This window comes from Salmonella sp. SAL-020 (assembly GCF_017372215.1).
GTDB lineage: Bacteria > Pseudomonadota > Gammaproteobacteria > Enterobacterales > Enterobacteriaceae > Salmonella > Salmonella enterica.
Map to the genome: position 1 here is coordinate 1,216,966 of NZ_CP071690.1, position 15,761 is coordinate 1,232,726.

Below are 15,761 nucleotides of genomic sequence, written 5' to 3' on the forward strand. Positions count from 1 at the left end.
TACTTATTTCGTATTTTCTTTCAGCACTTTAACGGTGTAACGTCCGTCTGCCTGACGATAGGCGCCGTGGATATCGGTTTCGAAGCCCGGATAGTGGGCGCCGATTTCGCACAGCATTTGCAGGAATTCCAGTACCGGACGGCTTTCCTCGGTGATCATTTCACCAGGCATCACCAGCGGCACTCCCGGAGGGTAAGGAAGGATCATGTTGGCGTTGACGCGTCCAACCATCTCTTCAAGATACACCTCTTCCGTTTCGCCATGCAGCTCTTTCTGGAACGCAGTATACGGCGTCATCACCATTTTCGGCAGCACTTCAAACGCACGGTACATTAAGTCCGGCAGATTATGATGTTCGACCAGTTTATGAATATTCTGCGCCAGTTCCTGGATGCGCATATTTTCATAAAACTCAGGCGCTTCGCGGTACAGTGCCGGCAGAATGTTTTTGACGCGCAGGTTCAGGTCAAAGGCGCGTTTAAATTCAGTGAGCGCGCGCAGCAGGCTCAGAGCTTTGGTTTTGTCGATACCAATGCTGAACAGGAACAGCAGGTTGTATGGACCGGTTTTTTCTACGATGATGCCGCGTTCATCGAGATATTTGGCGACCAGACTTGCCGGAATACCGAATTCATCCATCGTACCGTCTTTCTTCATCCCCGGCGTCAGGATAGTGACTTTGATCGGGTCGAGGTACATGTGTTCGTTATCGATATTTTTGAAGCCATGCCATGCGCTATCTGAACGCAGCGGCCAGCACTCAGCTCCATCGATATGTTCCGGCTGCCATACGTCAAAGAACCAGCCGTCGGATTCGCTTTTCAGGCGTTTAATTTCTTTACGGAATTTAATCGCACGTTCAATAGAGCCGTTAATCAGGCGTTTACCCGCATTACCTTTCATCATCGCCGCTGCGGTTTCAGTAGACGCTACGATACCGTAGTGCGGAGAAGTGGTGGTATGCATCATGTAGGCTTCGTTAAAGGTTTCTTCGTTAATGTCGCCTTTAACATGAATCATGGATGCCTGTGAAAACGCCGCCAGCAGTTTATGCGTGGACTGGGTTTCATAAATGATTTTGCCTTCTACACGGTCGCCGCTCATACCGCATTTACCCTGATAAATAGGGGAGAAATTGGTATAAGGCACCCAGGCGGAGTCAAAATGAATGGACTTCACATCCAGAGTTTTCTTGATGTAGTCAGTGTTATACAACAGACCGTCATAGGTTGAGTTAGTAATAACAGCATGGACCGGCCAGGTCGCGTTAGGCGTCTCTTTTACCCGTTTAGCGATAGTGGCGTGCTGGAACTCGCTTTGCGGAATACCGCCAAGAATACCGTAGGCGTTACGGGTTGGGCGGAAATAAATCGGCGTAATGTCGCTCATCATCATCAGATGGGTCAGCGATTTATGGCAGTTACGGTCAATCAGTACCGTGCTGCCTGCCGGCGCGGAGTACATACCGACGATTTTGTTCGCCGTAGAGGTGCCGTTCGTCACCATGTAGCTACGTTCGGCGTTAAAGACGCGGGCGATATACTCTTCCGCTTCTTTATGCGGGCCGGAGTGGTCCAGCAGCGAACCCAGTTCAGAAACGGAAATCGAAATATCGGATTTCATCGTGTTCGGGCCGAAGAAATCATAAAAGATGCTGCCGACGGGGCTTTTCTGGAAAGCGGTCCCGCCCATGTGGCCAGGCGTACAGAAAGTATATTTCCCTTCGCGCACATATTTGAACAGCGCTTTTGTCAGCGGCGGTAGAATATTGTCGATGTATTCATCGGTATTCTGGCGAATTTTCGCCGCGATATCGGCTGCGGCGCCTAAAGCATATTCAAAGAAGCGAACCTGCATTCTCAGATCGTTGAGGCTGACGTCCAGCGTAGAGTAGCTGTTGGCGAAGGCGTACAGCGGCATATACTCGTTCAGCTTGCTAATCTCTTCGCAAAGCTCAAGGTTATATTTATCCCAGTCGAAAATGACGCCGCAAAGGCGGGAGTTATTTTCAATCAGCTTCAGCAGGTCTTCTCGGTCGTTTGGATAGACGATACGGAAATTTAAACCTTCCAGTGCACGATGCAGTTCACGAATAGGCTCTTCTTTAAAGTAGACGCCCATGTGGTTCATGATAGCAATAACGTTCATAGTCTTGTTCCTGGTAAAGTGGGCCCCTCCCGCTACGCTATAGCAGGTGACGAAAGGGGCTTTGAGAAAAAGGAGTTAGCGGTTAAAGCGCTTCAGCCGTATTGTTGTCGCTGTCGTTGTTCTGGCGCTGGTGCATTTTGCGACCGTAGAACATCAGGATGATCAGACTGACGATAAAGGTGCCGGAGAGTTCGAAGGAGCTGGCGCCCATCAGTGCGATGAAGCAAAATGCGCAGCCCAGTACAGAACAAATCAGGCTTACCGAGTTACGGATGTTGAACCCTTCGAAGCGAATCAGGTCAACACAGGAGTAGAAGTACGGCAGCATGGTAAGCAGTACGGCAATCCCGGTCAGTTCGCCGAACAGGTCGGACGCTTTACCGCCGCTGGAGTTCATGATGGTGATCAGAATCATCAGCGCCGTCATTTTCACCGCAGCCAACAGCAGACCTTTTTTCGGAATACCGTTTTTATCCATTTCACCGTAAATTTTCGGGAAGTTGCCGTCGTTGGCGGCGCGAACCCCAGCCTGGCCGACCAGCATCATCCAGGAGCCCAGAGACGTCAGGCAGGCGAAAGCGGTAAAGGCGGAAACCAGCGGCGCAGCCCAGCCACCCAGAATCGTGGAGGTACTGATAGCGAACGGCGCGCCGGAAGAGGCCATAACGGAAGCTGGGAACATCCCGGCGATAACCTGAGTCGCGGCGATATAGATGATGCCTGCCAGCGCGGTACCCAGCATGGTTGCCAGCGGTACGGTGCGTTTCGGGTTTTTCACCATGCCGGTGCTGACGGCGGCAGACTCAACGCCAACGAACGCCCACAGGCAGAGCAGAATACTTTTAACAATGGCGTGAGAGTCGGTCGTCGTGGACGTGTTCCAGTTCGCGTGATAGGTCGCGATATCGAACCAATGCCAGCCGGCGACTGCGGTCAAGACTACCGGGATCAGCACCAGGAATAGGCCAATCGTTGTCAAGCGGCTGACCCAGGCCCCACCCAGCATATTAATAAAGGTGAACAGCCAGACGATAGCAATACAGGCAATACCTGCCGGTATTGGATTATTTAATGCCGGGAAGAACGTAGAAAGATAAGAAACAGCGGTAATGCCGATGGCTAAGTTACCAATCCAGTTTGCGTGATAATAAAGAACGCCGGTCTGGAAACCAAACGCCGGAGATATTTCCCCAGCATAAGCGATAGGGCCACCCTGTTGAGGGTTTTTGGTTGCCAGCCTCGCATAAACATAAGCCAGCGACATTGCCCCAATAATAGAAATTACCCAGCCCCAGATGGCAATGCCACCAATACTGGCAAGGTTGGCGGGTAATAATGCAATCCCGCTCCCCATCATATTACCGGCAACGACGCCAGTACAGGCAAATAGCCCGATCTTTTTGACAGAACTCATGTTCATTTCTCCTGAGCTGTATTTTTAAGAACCGGGCTTATGCTTCATATATGCTGCGTGCCCGTTCAACTGTCGACAAGATTAACGAATGGGTTGAGATAAGTCCTAAAGAAAAAGTGAAATAAACACAAACATGAAAAAACTGATAGATTGATTTTTTTGAATTAACATATAAATATCATGGAAAATATCATGAAAGGATAAACATCGTTTAATTACAAAGAGTTATATTTACATTTCTTTGCGATGAACATGTTGCCAAAATTAACATAAGCTATTTTTGGCAACATGTTCTTCACAAAATAAAAGCGAAAAATTTAATATCTTTTCGCTTTTATTTGTCATGGTTCAGCGTTAAATTTAATCTTCTGCCAGAAAACTATTCAGATAAGGGACAATTTTCTGAACGGATGTCTGAAATACGCCGTTCTCGATCCAGTACAGCGTGTTTTCACCTGGACGTAAATTAAAGGCGGTCAGATAGGCATCAGCGGCCAGACGATTCTCACCTTTCATTTCGTAAACTTTCCCCAACAGGACATAGTTAAACCACGACATTTCAAGCTCGATGCTTTTATTGATTTCCTCATACGCTGCATCGATATCACCTTTGCCCAAAAGATCAACGGTCTTGATTTTATAATAAACAGACGTTTTCTCAACGCCCGGAATTTGATCTATTTTTTTAAACTCTTCGTTCAGCGCAGCCACTTGTTCTTTATCAAACGGCTGTTGTGATTGCCGTAATACATCTACCAGCACTTTATATTCATAGGCATAGTTGAAATCAGGCGTTTCCTTAATAATGCCATTCAGAATATCGCTGGCTTTACCTAGCGCCTGCGCATCGCCGCTCAGAATAAGCTGGCGCGCCTCATAAAAACGCATCAGCGCGGTATTTTGCGGCGTTCTGAACAGGGCCAGTTGTTCTCGCATACGATTAGGCCAGGGCTGTGTTAAAACGAAAGACAGGCTATTAAACAGATCATCCTGGATGGACAACTGGTTAGTATTGGTGACGAAATAACGCTTATCCAGCATGGTTGAACCATCGGCGTTATCAATGAGCACCACAGACATAAAGCACTGCTGCGCCCGATAGTGGCGCTGATTGACAAACTGAATGGTTAACGTCTTACCGGAGCTGCTTGGCTCATTGACCCGGTAATTGGTTTTATCATGTACCATAAAGGTCGAGTAGGTGTTCAGCAAGTCGGTGATTAAGCCGCCCAGACCGATAGCGTAGGACTCCTGCGAGACCCAGTTATTACAGGAATTGCCGCCTTCAAAACGAACATCTATATCTCGTGGGTTAAGTAATAACCGCGTTTTTGTTACCGCGGCATTATGATCTACCACCGACATCACGATAAACACCACCAGCGTCGCCAGCGAGAGCAGGAACATCACCCACGTCCAGAAAGCGGCGATACGCGGCTTTTTCGCCTTTTTAGTCGGCGTTTGCAAAGAGGCGGGCGGCACAGGCGTAGCGGCAGTAACCCCCTCTGTCGGTTCTGCATTCGTCGCTGCGATCGGCGGCGGCGGCGACGTTGATGAATTATCGATCTCATCGCTATTTTCTTCGCACCAGATAACCGGCGCCGTCAGCTTATAGCCGCGTTTAGGTACGGTAACGATGTATTCAGCATTGCTGTCTCCGCCATCTCTTAATGATTTGCGTAGTTCAGAAATGCTTTGGGTGACAACATGGTTGGTCACGATGGTGCGCATCCAGACATGATCAATAATGTTATCCCGGCTTAACACTTCATCCGGGTGATGCGCAAAATACATCAGAAGATCGATCAGCCGTGGTTCAAGAGTAATCTGGCGTCCCTGACGACTGATCTGATTAACAGAAGGTGTAACCAGCCACTCTCCAATGCGTACAACAGGTTGCTGCATAAAAAGATGCCCTAACGAGCTAAGTCAAACGTTAATAATAACACGATTTGCACAGACTTTTTTTATTCCCCTTTTTTGTAAAAGAAAGGCATAAAAAGCAGCGCAATAAGCAGGGGAACGGGGAGGAAAACGGGCGTTCGCCTTAACGATAACGCCCTTTTTTTCAGAGGATTTCTTGCAATTACAGCACTTTATGCGGGCCGAAGCATTCGTAATGAATGTTTTCGTGATTCACGCCAAGTGAAACCAGTTGTTTTGCGGCAAACTGCATAAAACCTACCGGGCCGCAAAGATAGAACTGCATTGCCGGATCGCTGATCGCAGCTTCCAGTTTGCTTAAATCCATCAGCCCTTCGCTGTCGAAGAGGCGTTGGGCGCGATCGGCCTCAGTCGGCTCGCGGTACCAGGTATGGGCAGTGAAACGCGGCAGTGTACGGCCCAGCTCGCTCACTTCGTCGGCAAACGCATGGACGTCGCCGTTCTCCGCCGCGTGGAACCAGTTCACCTGCGCGGTATGCTGTTCTTTCGCCAGCGTATCGAGCATCGCTAACATCGGCGTCTGGCCGACGCCAGCGGAAATCAGCGAAACGGGGGTATCAGCGGCGACATTCATAAAGAAGTCACCTGCCGGCGCAGCCAGATGCACCACATCGCCCACGCTGGCGTGATGGTGTAACCAGTTTGATACCTGGCCGCCGTCTTCACGCTTCACGGCAATACGGTACCCTTTGCCATCGGGTTTACGGGTCAGTGAATATTGGCGGATCTCCTGATGCGCAAAACCTTCCGGCTTCAGCCAGACCCCCAGATACTGCCCGGGACGGTATTCCGCCACCGTACCGCCGTCGACCGGTTCAAACTCAAAGCTGGTGATCAGTGCGCTACGCGGGGTTTTCGCAACGATGCGGAAGGGGCGCGTGCCTTCCCAGCCGCCGTCTTTGCTGGCGTTCTCGTGATAAATCTCGGCTTCCCGATGAATAAAGACGTTAGCCAGTACGCCATAGGCTTTGCCCCACGCGTCCAGCACTTCCTGGCCCGGGTTGAACATTTCGTCCAGCGTCGCCAGCAGATGCGTCCCGACGATGTTGTACTGCTCCGGCTTAATCTGGAAGCTGGTGTGCTTCTGCGCGATTTTTTCTACCGCCGGCAGCAACGCCGGTAAATTTTCGATATTGCTGGCGTAGGCCGCGATAGCATTAAACAGGGCTTCACGCTGATCGCCGTTACGCTGGTTGCTCATATTGAAGATTTCTTTGAGCTCCGGGTTATGCGTAAACATACGGTCGTAGAAGTGGGCGGTCAGTTTCGGTCCTGTTTCAACCAGCAGGGGAATGGTGGCCTTTACTGTAGCGATGGTTTGTGCGTCAAGCATACGTGCTTCCTTTATGTGAAAATCTAATGATGTATATCAAATGCATCTTATAAAAATACCCTTGCATTGTAAATGGATCTTCTCTGCTTTACGTTATGGAGGTAACAACGTGAAAAATCTGCATCACAAAGCTGAAAAGAAATCCGTTGAAATTCGTCAGGCTCTCGTTCAGGAAACCCTTATCTGACGCATAGGTAATCGTTTGCGTAAAAACCTTTGTCAAGACCTGTTATCGAAGAATGATTCGGTTATACTGTTGGCCGAAGTCCCACGGACTGCCTTTTCAGGCACAAATTTTATTGTTAGCTGAGTCAGGAGATGCGGATGTTAAAGCGTGAAATGAACATTGCCGATTATGATGCCGAATTGTGGCAGGCTATGGAGCAGGAAAAAGTACGTCAGGAAGAGCACATCGAACTGATCGCCTCCGAAAACTACACCAGCCCGCGCGTGATGCAGGCGCAGGGGTCTCAGCTGACCAACAAATACGCTGAAGGATATCCGGGCAAGCGCTACTACGGCGGTTGCGAATACGTTGATGTCGTAGAGCAGCTGGCTATCGACCGCGCGAAAGAACTGTTCGGCGCCGACTACGCTAACGTGCAGCCGCACTCCGGTTCTCAGGCTAACTTCGCTGTTTACACCGCGCTGCTGCAGCCGGGCGATACCGTTCTGGGTATGAACCTGGCGCAGGGCGGCCACCTGACTCACGGCTCCCCGGTTAACTTCTCCGGTAAACTGTACAACATCGTACCTTACGGTATCGATGAGTCCGGTAAAATTGACTATGACGAGATGGCGAAGCTGGCCAAAGAGCACAAGCCGAAGATGATTATCGGTGGCTTCTCTGCCTACTCCGGCGTGGTTGACTGGGCAAAAATGCGTGAAATCGCTGACAGCATCGGCGCATACCTGTTTGTCGACATGGCGCACGTGGCGGGCCTGATTGCCGCAGGCGTTTACCCGAACCCGGTTCCGCACGCTCACGTTGTCACCACCACCACCCACAAAACCCTGGCGGGTCCGCGCGGCGGCCTGATCCTGGCGAAAGGCGGCGATGAAGAGCTGTACAAAAAACTGAACTCCGCCGTCTTCCCAAGCGCGCAGGGCGGCCCGCTGATGCACGTGATCGCGGGTAAAGCGGTGGCACTGAAAGAAGCGATGGAGCCGGAGTTCAAAGTTTACCAGCAGCAGGTGGCGAAAAACGCCAAAGCGATGGTGGAAGTGTTCCTGAACCGCGGCTACAAAGTGGTGTCTGGCGGCACTGAGAACCACCTGTTCCTGCTGGACCTGGTGGATAAAAACCTGACCGGTAAAGAAGCTGACGCCGCGCTGGGCCGCGCTAACATCACCGTGAACAAAAACAGCGTGCCGAACGATCCTAAGAGCCCGTTCGTGACTTCCGGTATCCGTATCGGTTCTCCGGCGGTCACTCGTCGCGGCTTCAAAGAAGCGGAAGTGAAAGAGCTGGCTGGCTGGATGTGTGACGTGCTGGACAACATCAATGATGAAGCCACCATTGAACGCGTGAAAGCGAAAGTGCTGGATATCTGCGCCCGCTTCCCGGTTTACGCGTAAGCGCTTGTGTTGTGAGAATGGCCCGATGGCGCTGCGTCTGTCGGGCATTACTTATGCGCCATAACGTGACGCCGCCGGAAGTCATTATCCGGCGGCGTTGCCGTTTGAACTTCTCCCTCCGCCTGTTAACCTTATGTTACCCTTGCCAGCGCAACCGTTTACCGCCAGACTATCGCCTCCAAACGGGAGGGAATCATGGCATTGCATTCCACGCGCTGGCTGGCGCTCAGTTATTTCACCTACTTCTTTAGTTACGGTATTTTTCTGCCCTTCTGGAGCGTCTGGCTCAAAGGTCTTGGGCTAACGCCGGAAACCATCGGTCTTCTGCTGGGCGTGGGTCTGGTCGCGCGTTTTCTCGGTAGTCTGCTCATTGCGCCTCGCGTAAGCGATCCTTCGCGGTTGATCTCCGCGCTGCGCGTACTGGCATTGCTGACGCTGGTATTTGCGCTGGCATTTTGGGCAGGAACGCATGTCGCGTGGCTAATGGTGGTGATGGTTGGGTTTAACCTCTTCTTTTCACCACTGGTGCCGCTGACCGATGCGCTGGCCAATACCTGGCAAAAGCAAATTACCCTGGACTATGGTCGGGTGCGGCTGTGGGGGTCCATCGCCTTCGTGATAGGGTCGGCGCTGACCGGTAAGCTGGTGAGTTTATACGATTACCAGGCGATTCTGGCGCTACTGACGCTCGGCGTCGCCTCGATGTTGCTGGGTATGTTGTTACGTCCCAGCGTGCCGCCGCAAGGGGAAAGCCGTCAGCAGGAGAGCGCAGGCTGGCCCGCCTGGCGTACGCTGGTGGCACAAAGTTGGCGTTTTCTCGCCTGCGTCTGTTTGCTGCAAGGGGCGCACGCCGCCTACTACGGTTTTAGCGCCATCTACTGGCAGGGGGCTGGCTATTCAGCATCGGCGGTCGGCTATTTATGGTCGTTGGGCGTGGTGGCGGAAGTGATCATTTTCGCCCTGAGTAAAAAGCTATTTCGCCGGTTTAGCGCCCGCGACTTGCTGTTGCTTTCCGCTGTGTGCGGCGTGGTACGCTGGGGACTGATGGGCTGGAGTACGGCGTTGCCGTGGCTGATTGTGATACAAATCCTGCACTGTGGCACGTTTACCGTTTGCCATCTGGCCGCCATGCGCTATATCGCTGCGCGTCAGGGAAGCGAGGTGATTCGTTTGCAGGCCGTCTATTCCGCTGTGGCGATGGGCGGCAGCATCGCGATTATGACGGTATTTGCCGGTTTTCTGTATCAACATCTGGGCGGCGGCGTGTTCTGGATTATGGCGCTGGTGGCATTGCCCGCTATCTTCCTTCGGCCCAAAGTGGTTGCCGCGTCATGATTCCAGGATCTTGCGGATCTGCTGCTGTTGGTGCTCTGTGAGGGTGCGATCCGCATGAATTAATGGCGGTGAGAAGAGCGGTAGCGGCGTGGCGTAAGGGGTAACAATCAGCGCTACGCCGCGCGGGCATCCCTCTTTTTGAAATGCCTGGAGCGATAGCCGTCTGATATTCAGCGGCAACAGGGTCAGTTCACGCAGTTGCTGCTCAATATGCGTCTCCAGCGCATCATTTTTATCCGCTAACAATACGATCTGTCTCTCATGCAAATCGTTATCCTGCATTAGCCAGGCGCCGAAAATCACTGCCACCAGCCCCGTCTCTTCCTCGGAAAAGTGGATACCATATTCGGCTTCAAACCCGGCGAGCGCCTCACGTGTGGTGCGAACCAGACGCGGATAAAGACGGTTGAACTCTTCCGGAAGCGTATTATCGATGCCAATCGTGAATAAACTTCGGTTCAGCGCCTGGGCGAGATGGACATACAGCTGATCGTTAAGCCCTTGTTCGTCGCTGAAGCGTACGTTCCCTTTTTCTCGAAAGCGCAGCACCAGCCGCGCCACCTCCAGTCGCAGTTGCTGCGCCCGTTGATGCGTGTCGCGAATCGGGTCGGGGAGGCGAATCATTGAAAACAGTAACGCCATAAACAGCGCTTCATTGAGCGGTGCGGCCTGCATCACGTGGCGCTGCCAGTGACGACCAATTTCCTGGGCGAGTGGATATTCCGCGCACGACTGCGCCCAAATCTGCTGCACAGGGTTGAATTCCGGGGTGATGCCGGCATGGTGTTGTAGCAGACAATACTGTAAAAAGAGACGCAGGAACTGCACGTCGCGATGTTCAAATGGTTTTTGCAACCGGCGGGCGCACAGATTGATGAGCGCGTGCAGATTAATATCGTCATACAGCGGACGCGCGATACCGCGCTGCTTTAGCGCGTTTTTTAAGGCCGGGGTAAACTGTTGCGTGACGAAGGTCGGGCATAAACGCAGGCCGCGCCTGAGCCAGTGTAAAAGGCAAAGGCGCTGATCGAGTGCTGTACCTTCGATCCGATAGCAACCGTTTTGGCATGTTGTGATGGCAAGGCGATGATAGCGCTGGATCTCCAGGCTTGTCTCAGTGATATCCTCACGGGCAGTATCATCATCAACGCCATTAAGCGCGCTGAAGATTTCCACCGTGGCAATTGGCTCCGGCTGGAAAAGCGTCAGCAATACCTGACAGCGGCGCTGGGGAGCGGAAAGTACAGATGGTGGGGCAATTGTCGGCATCATCTGTCAGGTCTCCCGTTAGTTTGTCTGGTAAGGATAGCTAAAGTTTGCGTGTGAAAAATGTGATAAGCGTGCTTTTAGGCCAGGAATGCTGAGGAGTGTCACAGAATTTTTATCGCGAGGAACAGATGAAGCCAGTGAAACGCAGCGCCTTAACACTATTTCTTGCCGTTTTATCTTTCGTGGCGGCGGCGCATCCGCACAGCTTCATCCGTCTGCAAACGCAGGTGGTCAGTGAAAATGAGCAATTTGTGGCGTTAAAAATGCGCTGGACAATGGACGCGCTGACGTCCGCAGATCTGCTGTATGACGCCGGAAACGCGGCACCGGGGTCAGAAATATGGAAAAAGTTGGCGGCGGAAGTGATGGCTAACGTACTTGGGCAGCACTACTTTACAGAAGTGTGGCGCAATGGCGCGAAAGTGAAGTTTAAAAACAGGCCGACAGAATACGGTATGACGCGTGACGCGCATCAGGCGGTATTGACCTTTACGCTACCGCTGGCTGAACCGCAGCCGTTAAGCGGACAGACTTATACCTTTTCAACGTTTGATCCCTCTTATTATGTCGATATGCATTATGACCAGGACAGCGATATCACGATGCCGGAACCGCTGCGCGAAAAGTGTCGGATTCAGGTTTATACTCCTGCGCCCGGCGAAGAGACGCTACGTTTCGCCCAGTCGCTGGATAAAGAGGACGCGCCGCCGGAGGATATGGATTTAGGTAAACAGTTTGCCCAAACGGTGACCTTGCAATGTCAGTAATTTTTTCTCAACGCACTCCGGGGCGACGCTGGCTCTCGCTGTGGCCATTGGCGTTATTCCTGCTGCTGATGCTGGTTGGCGGTCTGTGGATATGGCAGGCCTGGCCGCAGGTGATGTTGAAAAGCGCTCTTTGGCAGCGGGACGTAAATCAGCAGTTGAGCGCGCTGCTTAATGCGGTGGCGACGCATCCTGAGCGGGCGGGCGGATCGTTGCTTCTGCTGAGTTTTATGTATGGCGTGCTTCATGCGCTGGGGCCGGGACACGGCAAAGTGGTGATCGCGACATGGCTGGCGACGCATCCTTCGAAGTTGAAATCGAGTATCGTGTTAACCCTCGCCGCCGCGTTATTACAGGGGCTCGTGGCTATCGGGTTGGTGGTGGGCGTGCTGACCGTATTGCAACTTCCGGCCAGGCAGCTCCATCTGAGCGGCTTCTGGCTGGAAAAGGGGAGCTATGCGTTAGTTGGCGGGCTGGGCATTTTGCTGTGCTGGCGGGCCATAAAAAGGTTACGCGCGCTGCTACGTAAACCTGTCTTTATCGCTTTTACGCCGCGCCATGTTCACCATGAAAAATGCGGCTGCGGACATCAGCATTTACCGACGCAGGAACAATTGCATAGCGGCGATGACTGGCGCGCGCGACTCATGATCGTACTGTCTATGGGGATGCGGCCCTGTTCCGGCGCGATAATGGTGCTGTTATTCAGTAAAGTGATTGGCGTTTTTAGCTGGGGAATGGCGTCGGTACTGGCGATGGCGGCGGGAACCTCGCTAACGATTACCTCGCTGGCGCTGCTGGTACACACTTTTCGTGATCTGGCGGTGAAACTCAGTGGAAACAAAGCGCCGGCGTTATGGCGGCAGGTAGGCTGGTCAACGCTGGCGCTGGCCGGAGGGGGCATACTGCTTGTTGCGGCGCTGGTCATGTGGTTTAGCGTGCCGCAGCCTGTGGGCGGGCTGCGGCCATGGCGTGGTTGATTAGTGTCCGGCGGGTTTGAGATGCATCCGCGCGACGGATTCGTCTTCGGCCCAGTAAATGCGTTCGGCGACCATCGCTTCCGGATTGAGCTGAACGCCGCGCAGTACCCGTTCTTTAAAACGCAGATAGCCGCCTTTGTCGATCAGATGGCCCATATGTAGATAGATCGGTTTTCCGCCGAGCATCTCTTTTTCAAATTCATACAGGTTAACGATCACCTGCTTTATCACATCTTCAGTCACCCAGTTGAGGAAGAGCTTGCCGACGCGCGGCGTCTTTTTACTGGTGCGTCCGCCCAGACGGACTTGCCAGAGCTGATCCGGCTTACGTTGCCAGGCCAGCGTCGGACAGGCCAGCACGCACTCGCCGCAGCCGATACAGGCGGACTCTTCTTTGACCGCTTTGCCGTTCTTCAGCGCCAGGCAGCCTACCGCGTGGTGACTACAGGCCTTCACGCAGGCGCCGCAGCCGATACAGCGATCGGCAGTGAAGCGCATTTTCGCCACGCCAATAATTCCCAGATCGGCCATTGACGCCTTCGCGCAATCATTCGGGCAGCCAACGATGACCGTTTTGAGATGATAAGGGCTGGGATAGACCAGTTTTTCAAGACGACGGGACAGACCGGTCGTGTCAGTGTTGGCTTTCTGGCAAATGCGGTTCCCCTGACAGGCGACAATATTTCGCCCGCCAATAGCGAGATAGCCCGCTTTGGTATCCTCAACCTGGACGTCGCACAGTTCTATTTCAATCTCGCGAAGAAACGGCTCCAGCGCAGCGTTCACGTTGTCGATATCTTCGTAACGGATACCCGGCATCGCCAGCTTCTGGCGGGTAGTGAGGTGAATTTGTCCGTTGCCCCAGGTTTCGGCGATGTCACGCGCCACCGTTAGCAAATGCGCGGGCAAAATACCGCCGGGAATGCGGACGCTGATCATGGCTTCGCCGCGCACTTTTGACAGGCGATATTCGTTTTTCGCACGGGCTTTAATGATATCAATATCAATGCTCATGATGTTCTCCTTAATCGGCAAAACGTTGCGCGACGGCGTAGTTAAATATCGGACCGTCGGTGCAGACATACACTTCGCCCATACGGCAGTGGCCGCACTTCCCGACGGAGCAGGCCATCCGGCGTTCGTAGTCCACCCAGATTTGCTCCGGCTTGAGCCCTTTTTGCAGCAGCATTTTTACGGTAAAGGTAATCATTATTGGCGGCCCAACGACGATGGCCTGCATAGTGTCGATATCGCTAAGCGTCATGTCGGCAAGCCGATCGGTCACCCGGCCAATCTGGTAACGGTCATCAGCCTCGCCTTCATCCAGCGTGAGTACCAGATTATGTTTGCCGCGCCACGTCGCCATTTCTTCTTTGTACAGCACGCAATCGCGATTTTTATAGCCGAGAATCATATCCAGTTGACCAATTTCCTGGGGATTCTCAACGAAATAGCGCATTAAGCCTTTCACCGGCGCGACGCCCGTACCGCCTGCGACAACCAGTAAGGGCTTATGGCGCAGCGTATCGACCGGATAGCCATTGCCATAGCAGCCGCGTAGCCACACGTTGTCGCCTTCTTTCAGCGTAAAGAGGGCGCTGGTCACTTTTCCGACATTACGAATCAGCAGATCTATCCAGCCGTCGCCGTAGTCGGAAACGGAGATGGGCGCTTCGCCGACGCGCGGCAGCGACACCTCAACAAATTGCCCCCAGTGCGCGGGAAAATCGACGGCCACGCGGAAATTCCACTCCAGCGGCGTGTGGCGAGTAATACTGAGGATGCGGTACGCCGCAGGCAGCAAACTGTGCTGCGGTTTATCATGACAGGAACAATGTGACATGCGTTATGCCTCCTCTGCCAGCGCCTGCCGAACGGCAGCGGTCATTTTATTGATAATCAAAGAAAATTTGATGTATTGCGGGCAGCGATCGTCGCAGCGGCCGCAGCCGACGCACATATGTTCAATGCCGTTGCGCGCTTTGTAGTCATTGACCTTATGCAGGGCGCGGTAGCGCAGACGCTCGCCGGGTTTTTCGCGAAAACCATGACCGCCGGCCATGTCGCTAAAGCCCGGCACCATGCAGCTTGCCCACTGGCGACGGCGTTCGCCGCGCTGCGGATTTTCATCATAGGCGACGTCAAAGACGCTATAGCAGGTACAGGTTGGGCACCCGGTAGTGCAGCGGCCACAACTGATGCAGCGGCTGTCGTAGGCGTCCCATAGCGGGTGGCGGGTGAGAATGTCGCGAATTTTTTGCGGATCGCGGCAAACGCTGTCCGGCGTGACGACGGTTTCCCGGTTTTCGCTGACGAAAGAGGGGGTATAGTCAGCCTCCTGCCCCAGCCCTTGTATCGCCGCCTCGATAAAGGGATCGCGGATGCTGACAAGCGCGCCCTCATCGCTAAAACGCATGGCGGCGCTATAACAGTCAGTTTTATTGGTACCCATTGAGACGCAGAAACAATTTTCGAAGCTTTCTTCACACTCAATAAGGACGAAACGAATATGCTCCCGTAGCAGTTGATAACTGTAATCGGAATTATTCCCATTTGATAAATACATATAATCCAGCCGCGACATGGCGTTAATGTCGCAGGCGCGGGCAAAGATGATTATCGGGGAAATGTCTGTCTCGGCAATTTGAATGGTGTCTTTATCGAAATAAAAGAGCGTTTCGGTGATAGGGGCGATAATGGTATTCGGCGACATGTGCGATTTCTCGTGCCAGATGAGATCGCGCCAGCCGCTAATCCGTTGATAAATAATGTTGTCAGTGTCGGAAAAACGTCCGCCGCGAAACTCTGCGGACGGGGCAAACACGCGCCATTTTTTGTTTAATCGCTGGATAAGCAAACTAAACTCGTCAGGCGTAATTTTGATAGCCATCACATACTCCACAGTAATATTCAGGAAAAACAAATGAAAATAAATTGTTATAAAAATCAGTTGAATATTACTGTTACGCTAGCGCTAATCCATCGCCTTCGCTAAC

The 15,761-nt window shown here is 52.7% G+C and carries 12 protein-coding genes; 4 read left to right on the top strand and 8 right to left on the bottom strand.

Annotated elements, in window-relative coordinates; genetic code table 11:
• Positions 1-3: 3 nt before the first annotated feature.
• The 4 genes from cadA to hmpA all read right to left on the bottom strand — a co-directional run bounded on the left by cadA (position 4) and on the right by hmpA (position 6,839).
• Entirely contained in the window at positions 4-2,148 is a 2,145-nt protein-coding gene (gene cadA / locus J1G48_RS05805; protein WP_001100652.1) for a lysine decarboxylase CadA, read from the bottom strand.
• Between the two features lie 82 nt (positions 2,149-2,230).
• The gene (cadB, locus tag J1G48_RS05810; RefSeq protein ID WP_000100008.1) at positions 2,231-3,562 is read right to left on the bottom strand and encodes a cadaverine/lysine antiporter; all 1,332 of its coding nucleotides are present in this window, start codon (positions 3,560-3,562) and stop codon (positions 2,231-2,233) included.
• Between the two features lie 360 nt (positions 3,563-3,922).
• Complete coding sequence (gene cadC / locus J1G48_RS05815; RefSeq protein ID WP_001187150.1) at positions 3,923-5,467, bottom strand: lysine decarboxylation/transport transcriptional activator CadC; 1,545 nt, start codon at positions 5,465-5,467, stop codon at positions 3,923-3,925.
• A 181-nt stretch (positions 5,468-5,648) separates the two neighbouring features.
• Positions 5,649-6,839: an NO-inducible flavohemoprotein gene (hmpA, locus tag J1G48_RS05820; RefSeq protein WP_000883145.1), complete on the bottom strand. Its 1,191-nt coding sequence runs from the start codon at positions 6,837-6,839 to the stop codon at positions 5,649-5,651.
• 324 nt (positions 6,840-7,163) lie between these two features.
• Between hmpA and glyA the strand changes: the two genes are divergently transcribed.
• Positions 7,164-8,417 (top strand): serine hydroxymethyltransferase, encoded by a 1,254-nt coding sequence (gene glyA / locus J1G48_RS05825; protein ID WP_000919178.1) that lies wholly within the window; start codon positions 7,164-7,166, stop codon positions 8,415-8,417.
• Positions 8,418-8,612: 195 nt separating this feature from the next.
• On the top strand, positions 8,613-9,752 hold the full coding sequence (locus tag J1G48_RS05830) for a 3-phenylpropionate MFS transporter (protein ID WP_001173729.1): 1,140 nt from the start codon (positions 8,613-8,615) through the stop codon (positions 9,750-9,752).
• On the opposite strand, the gene csiE is transcribed toward J1G48_RS05830, so the two are convergent.
• The gene (csiE, locus tag J1G48_RS05835) at positions 9,747-11,024 is read right to left on the bottom strand and encodes a stationary phase inducible protein CsiE (protein WP_000982964.1); all 1,278 of its coding nucleotides are present in this window, start codon (positions 11,022-11,024) and stop codon (positions 9,747-9,749) included. The two genes, J1G48_RS05830 and csiE, sit on opposite strands and share 6 nt — an antisense overlap.
• Positions 11,025-11,149: 125 nt before the next feature.
• Here csiE and J1G48_RS05840 point away from each other — a divergent pair, with 125 nt between their 5' ends.
• Together J1G48_RS05840 and J1G48_RS05845 are read left to right on the top strand one after the other, a co-directional pair.
• On the top strand, positions 11,150-11,788 hold the full coding sequence (locus tag J1G48_RS05840; protein WP_000805728.1) for a DUF1007 family protein: 639 nt from the start codon (positions 11,150-11,152) through the stop codon (positions 11,786-11,788).
• Positions 11,779-12,765 (top strand): nickel/cobalt transporter, encoded by a 987-nt coding sequence (locus J1G48_RS05845; protein ID WP_000111020.1) that lies wholly within the window; start codon positions 11,779-11,781, stop codon positions 12,763-12,765. Before J1G48_RS05840 ends, J1G48_RS05845 begins: the two co-directional genes overlap by 10 nt.
• Here the strand turns inward: J1G48_RS05845 and asrC are convergent, their stop codons facing one another.
• From asrC to asrA, 3 genes are read right to left on the bottom strand one after another with little or no spacing between them, the layout of a single operon-like run.
• Positions 12,766-13,779 carry a sulfite reductase subunit C gene (gene asrC / locus J1G48_RS05850; protein WP_000020685.1) on the bottom strand — a complete coding sequence of 338 codons (1,014 nt, stop codon included), beginning with the start codon at positions 13,777-13,779 and terminating at the stop codon, positions 12,766-12,768.
• 10 nt (positions 13,780-13,789) lie between these two features.
• A complete protein-coding gene (gene asrB, locus J1G48_RS05855; RefSeq protein ID WP_000017587.1) occupies positions 13,790-14,608 on the bottom strand; it encodes an anaerobic sulfite reductase subunit AsrB in 819 nt (272 codons plus the stop codon).
• A gap of 3 nt (positions 14,609-14,611) precedes the next feature.
• Entirely contained in the window at positions 14,612-15,655 is a 1,044-nt protein-coding gene (gene asrA / locus J1G48_RS05860; RefSeq protein ID WP_000985199.1) for an anaerobic sulfite reductase subunit AsrA, read from the bottom strand.
• Positions 15,656-15,761: the final 106 nt, after the last annotated feature.

Coding starts and splice junctions, on each gene's coding strand:
- cadA (WP_001100652.1), bottom strand. CDS start 2,148: ATGAACGTTATTGCTATCATGAACCACATGGGCGTCTACTTTAAAGAA.
- cadB (WP_000100008.1), bottom strand. CDS start 3,562: ATGAGTTCTGTCAAAAAGATCGGGCTATTTGCCTGTACTGGCGTCGTT.
- cadC (WP_001187150.1), bottom strand. CDS start 5,467: ATGCAGCAACCTGTTGTACGCATTGGAGAGTGGCTGGTTACACCTTCT.
- hmpA (WP_000883145.1), bottom strand. CDS start 6,839: ATGCTTGACGCACAAACCATCGCTACAGTAAAGGCCACCATTCCCCTG.
- glyA (WP_000919178.1), top strand. CDS start 7,164: ATGTTAAAGCGTGAAATGAACATTGCCGATTATGATGCCGAATTGTGG.
- J1G48_RS05830 (WP_001173729.1), top strand. CDS start 8,613: ATGGCATTGCATTCCACGCGCTGGCTGGCGCTCAGTTATTTCACCTAC.
- csiE (WP_000982964.1), bottom strand. CDS start 11,024: ATGATGCCGACAATTGCCCCACCATCTGTACTTTCCGCTCCCCAGCGC.
- J1G48_RS05840 (WP_000805728.1), top strand. CDS start 11,150: ATGAAGCCAGTGAAACGCAGCGCCTTAACACTATTTCTTGCCGTTTTA.
- J1G48_RS05845 (WP_000111020.1), top strand. CDS start 11,779: ATGTCAGTAATTTTTTCTCAACGCACTCCGGGGCGACGCTGGCTCTCG.
- asrC (WP_000020685.1), bottom strand. CDS start 13,779: ATGAGCATTGATATTGATATCATTAAAGCCCGTGCGAAAAACGAATAT.
- asrB (WP_000017587.1), bottom strand. CDS start 14,608: ATGTCACATTGTTCCTGTCATGATAAACCGCAGCACAGTTTGCTGCCT.
- asrA (WP_000985199.1), bottom strand. CDS start 15,655: ATGGCTATCAAAATTACGCCTGACGAGTTTAGTTTGCTTATCCAGCGA.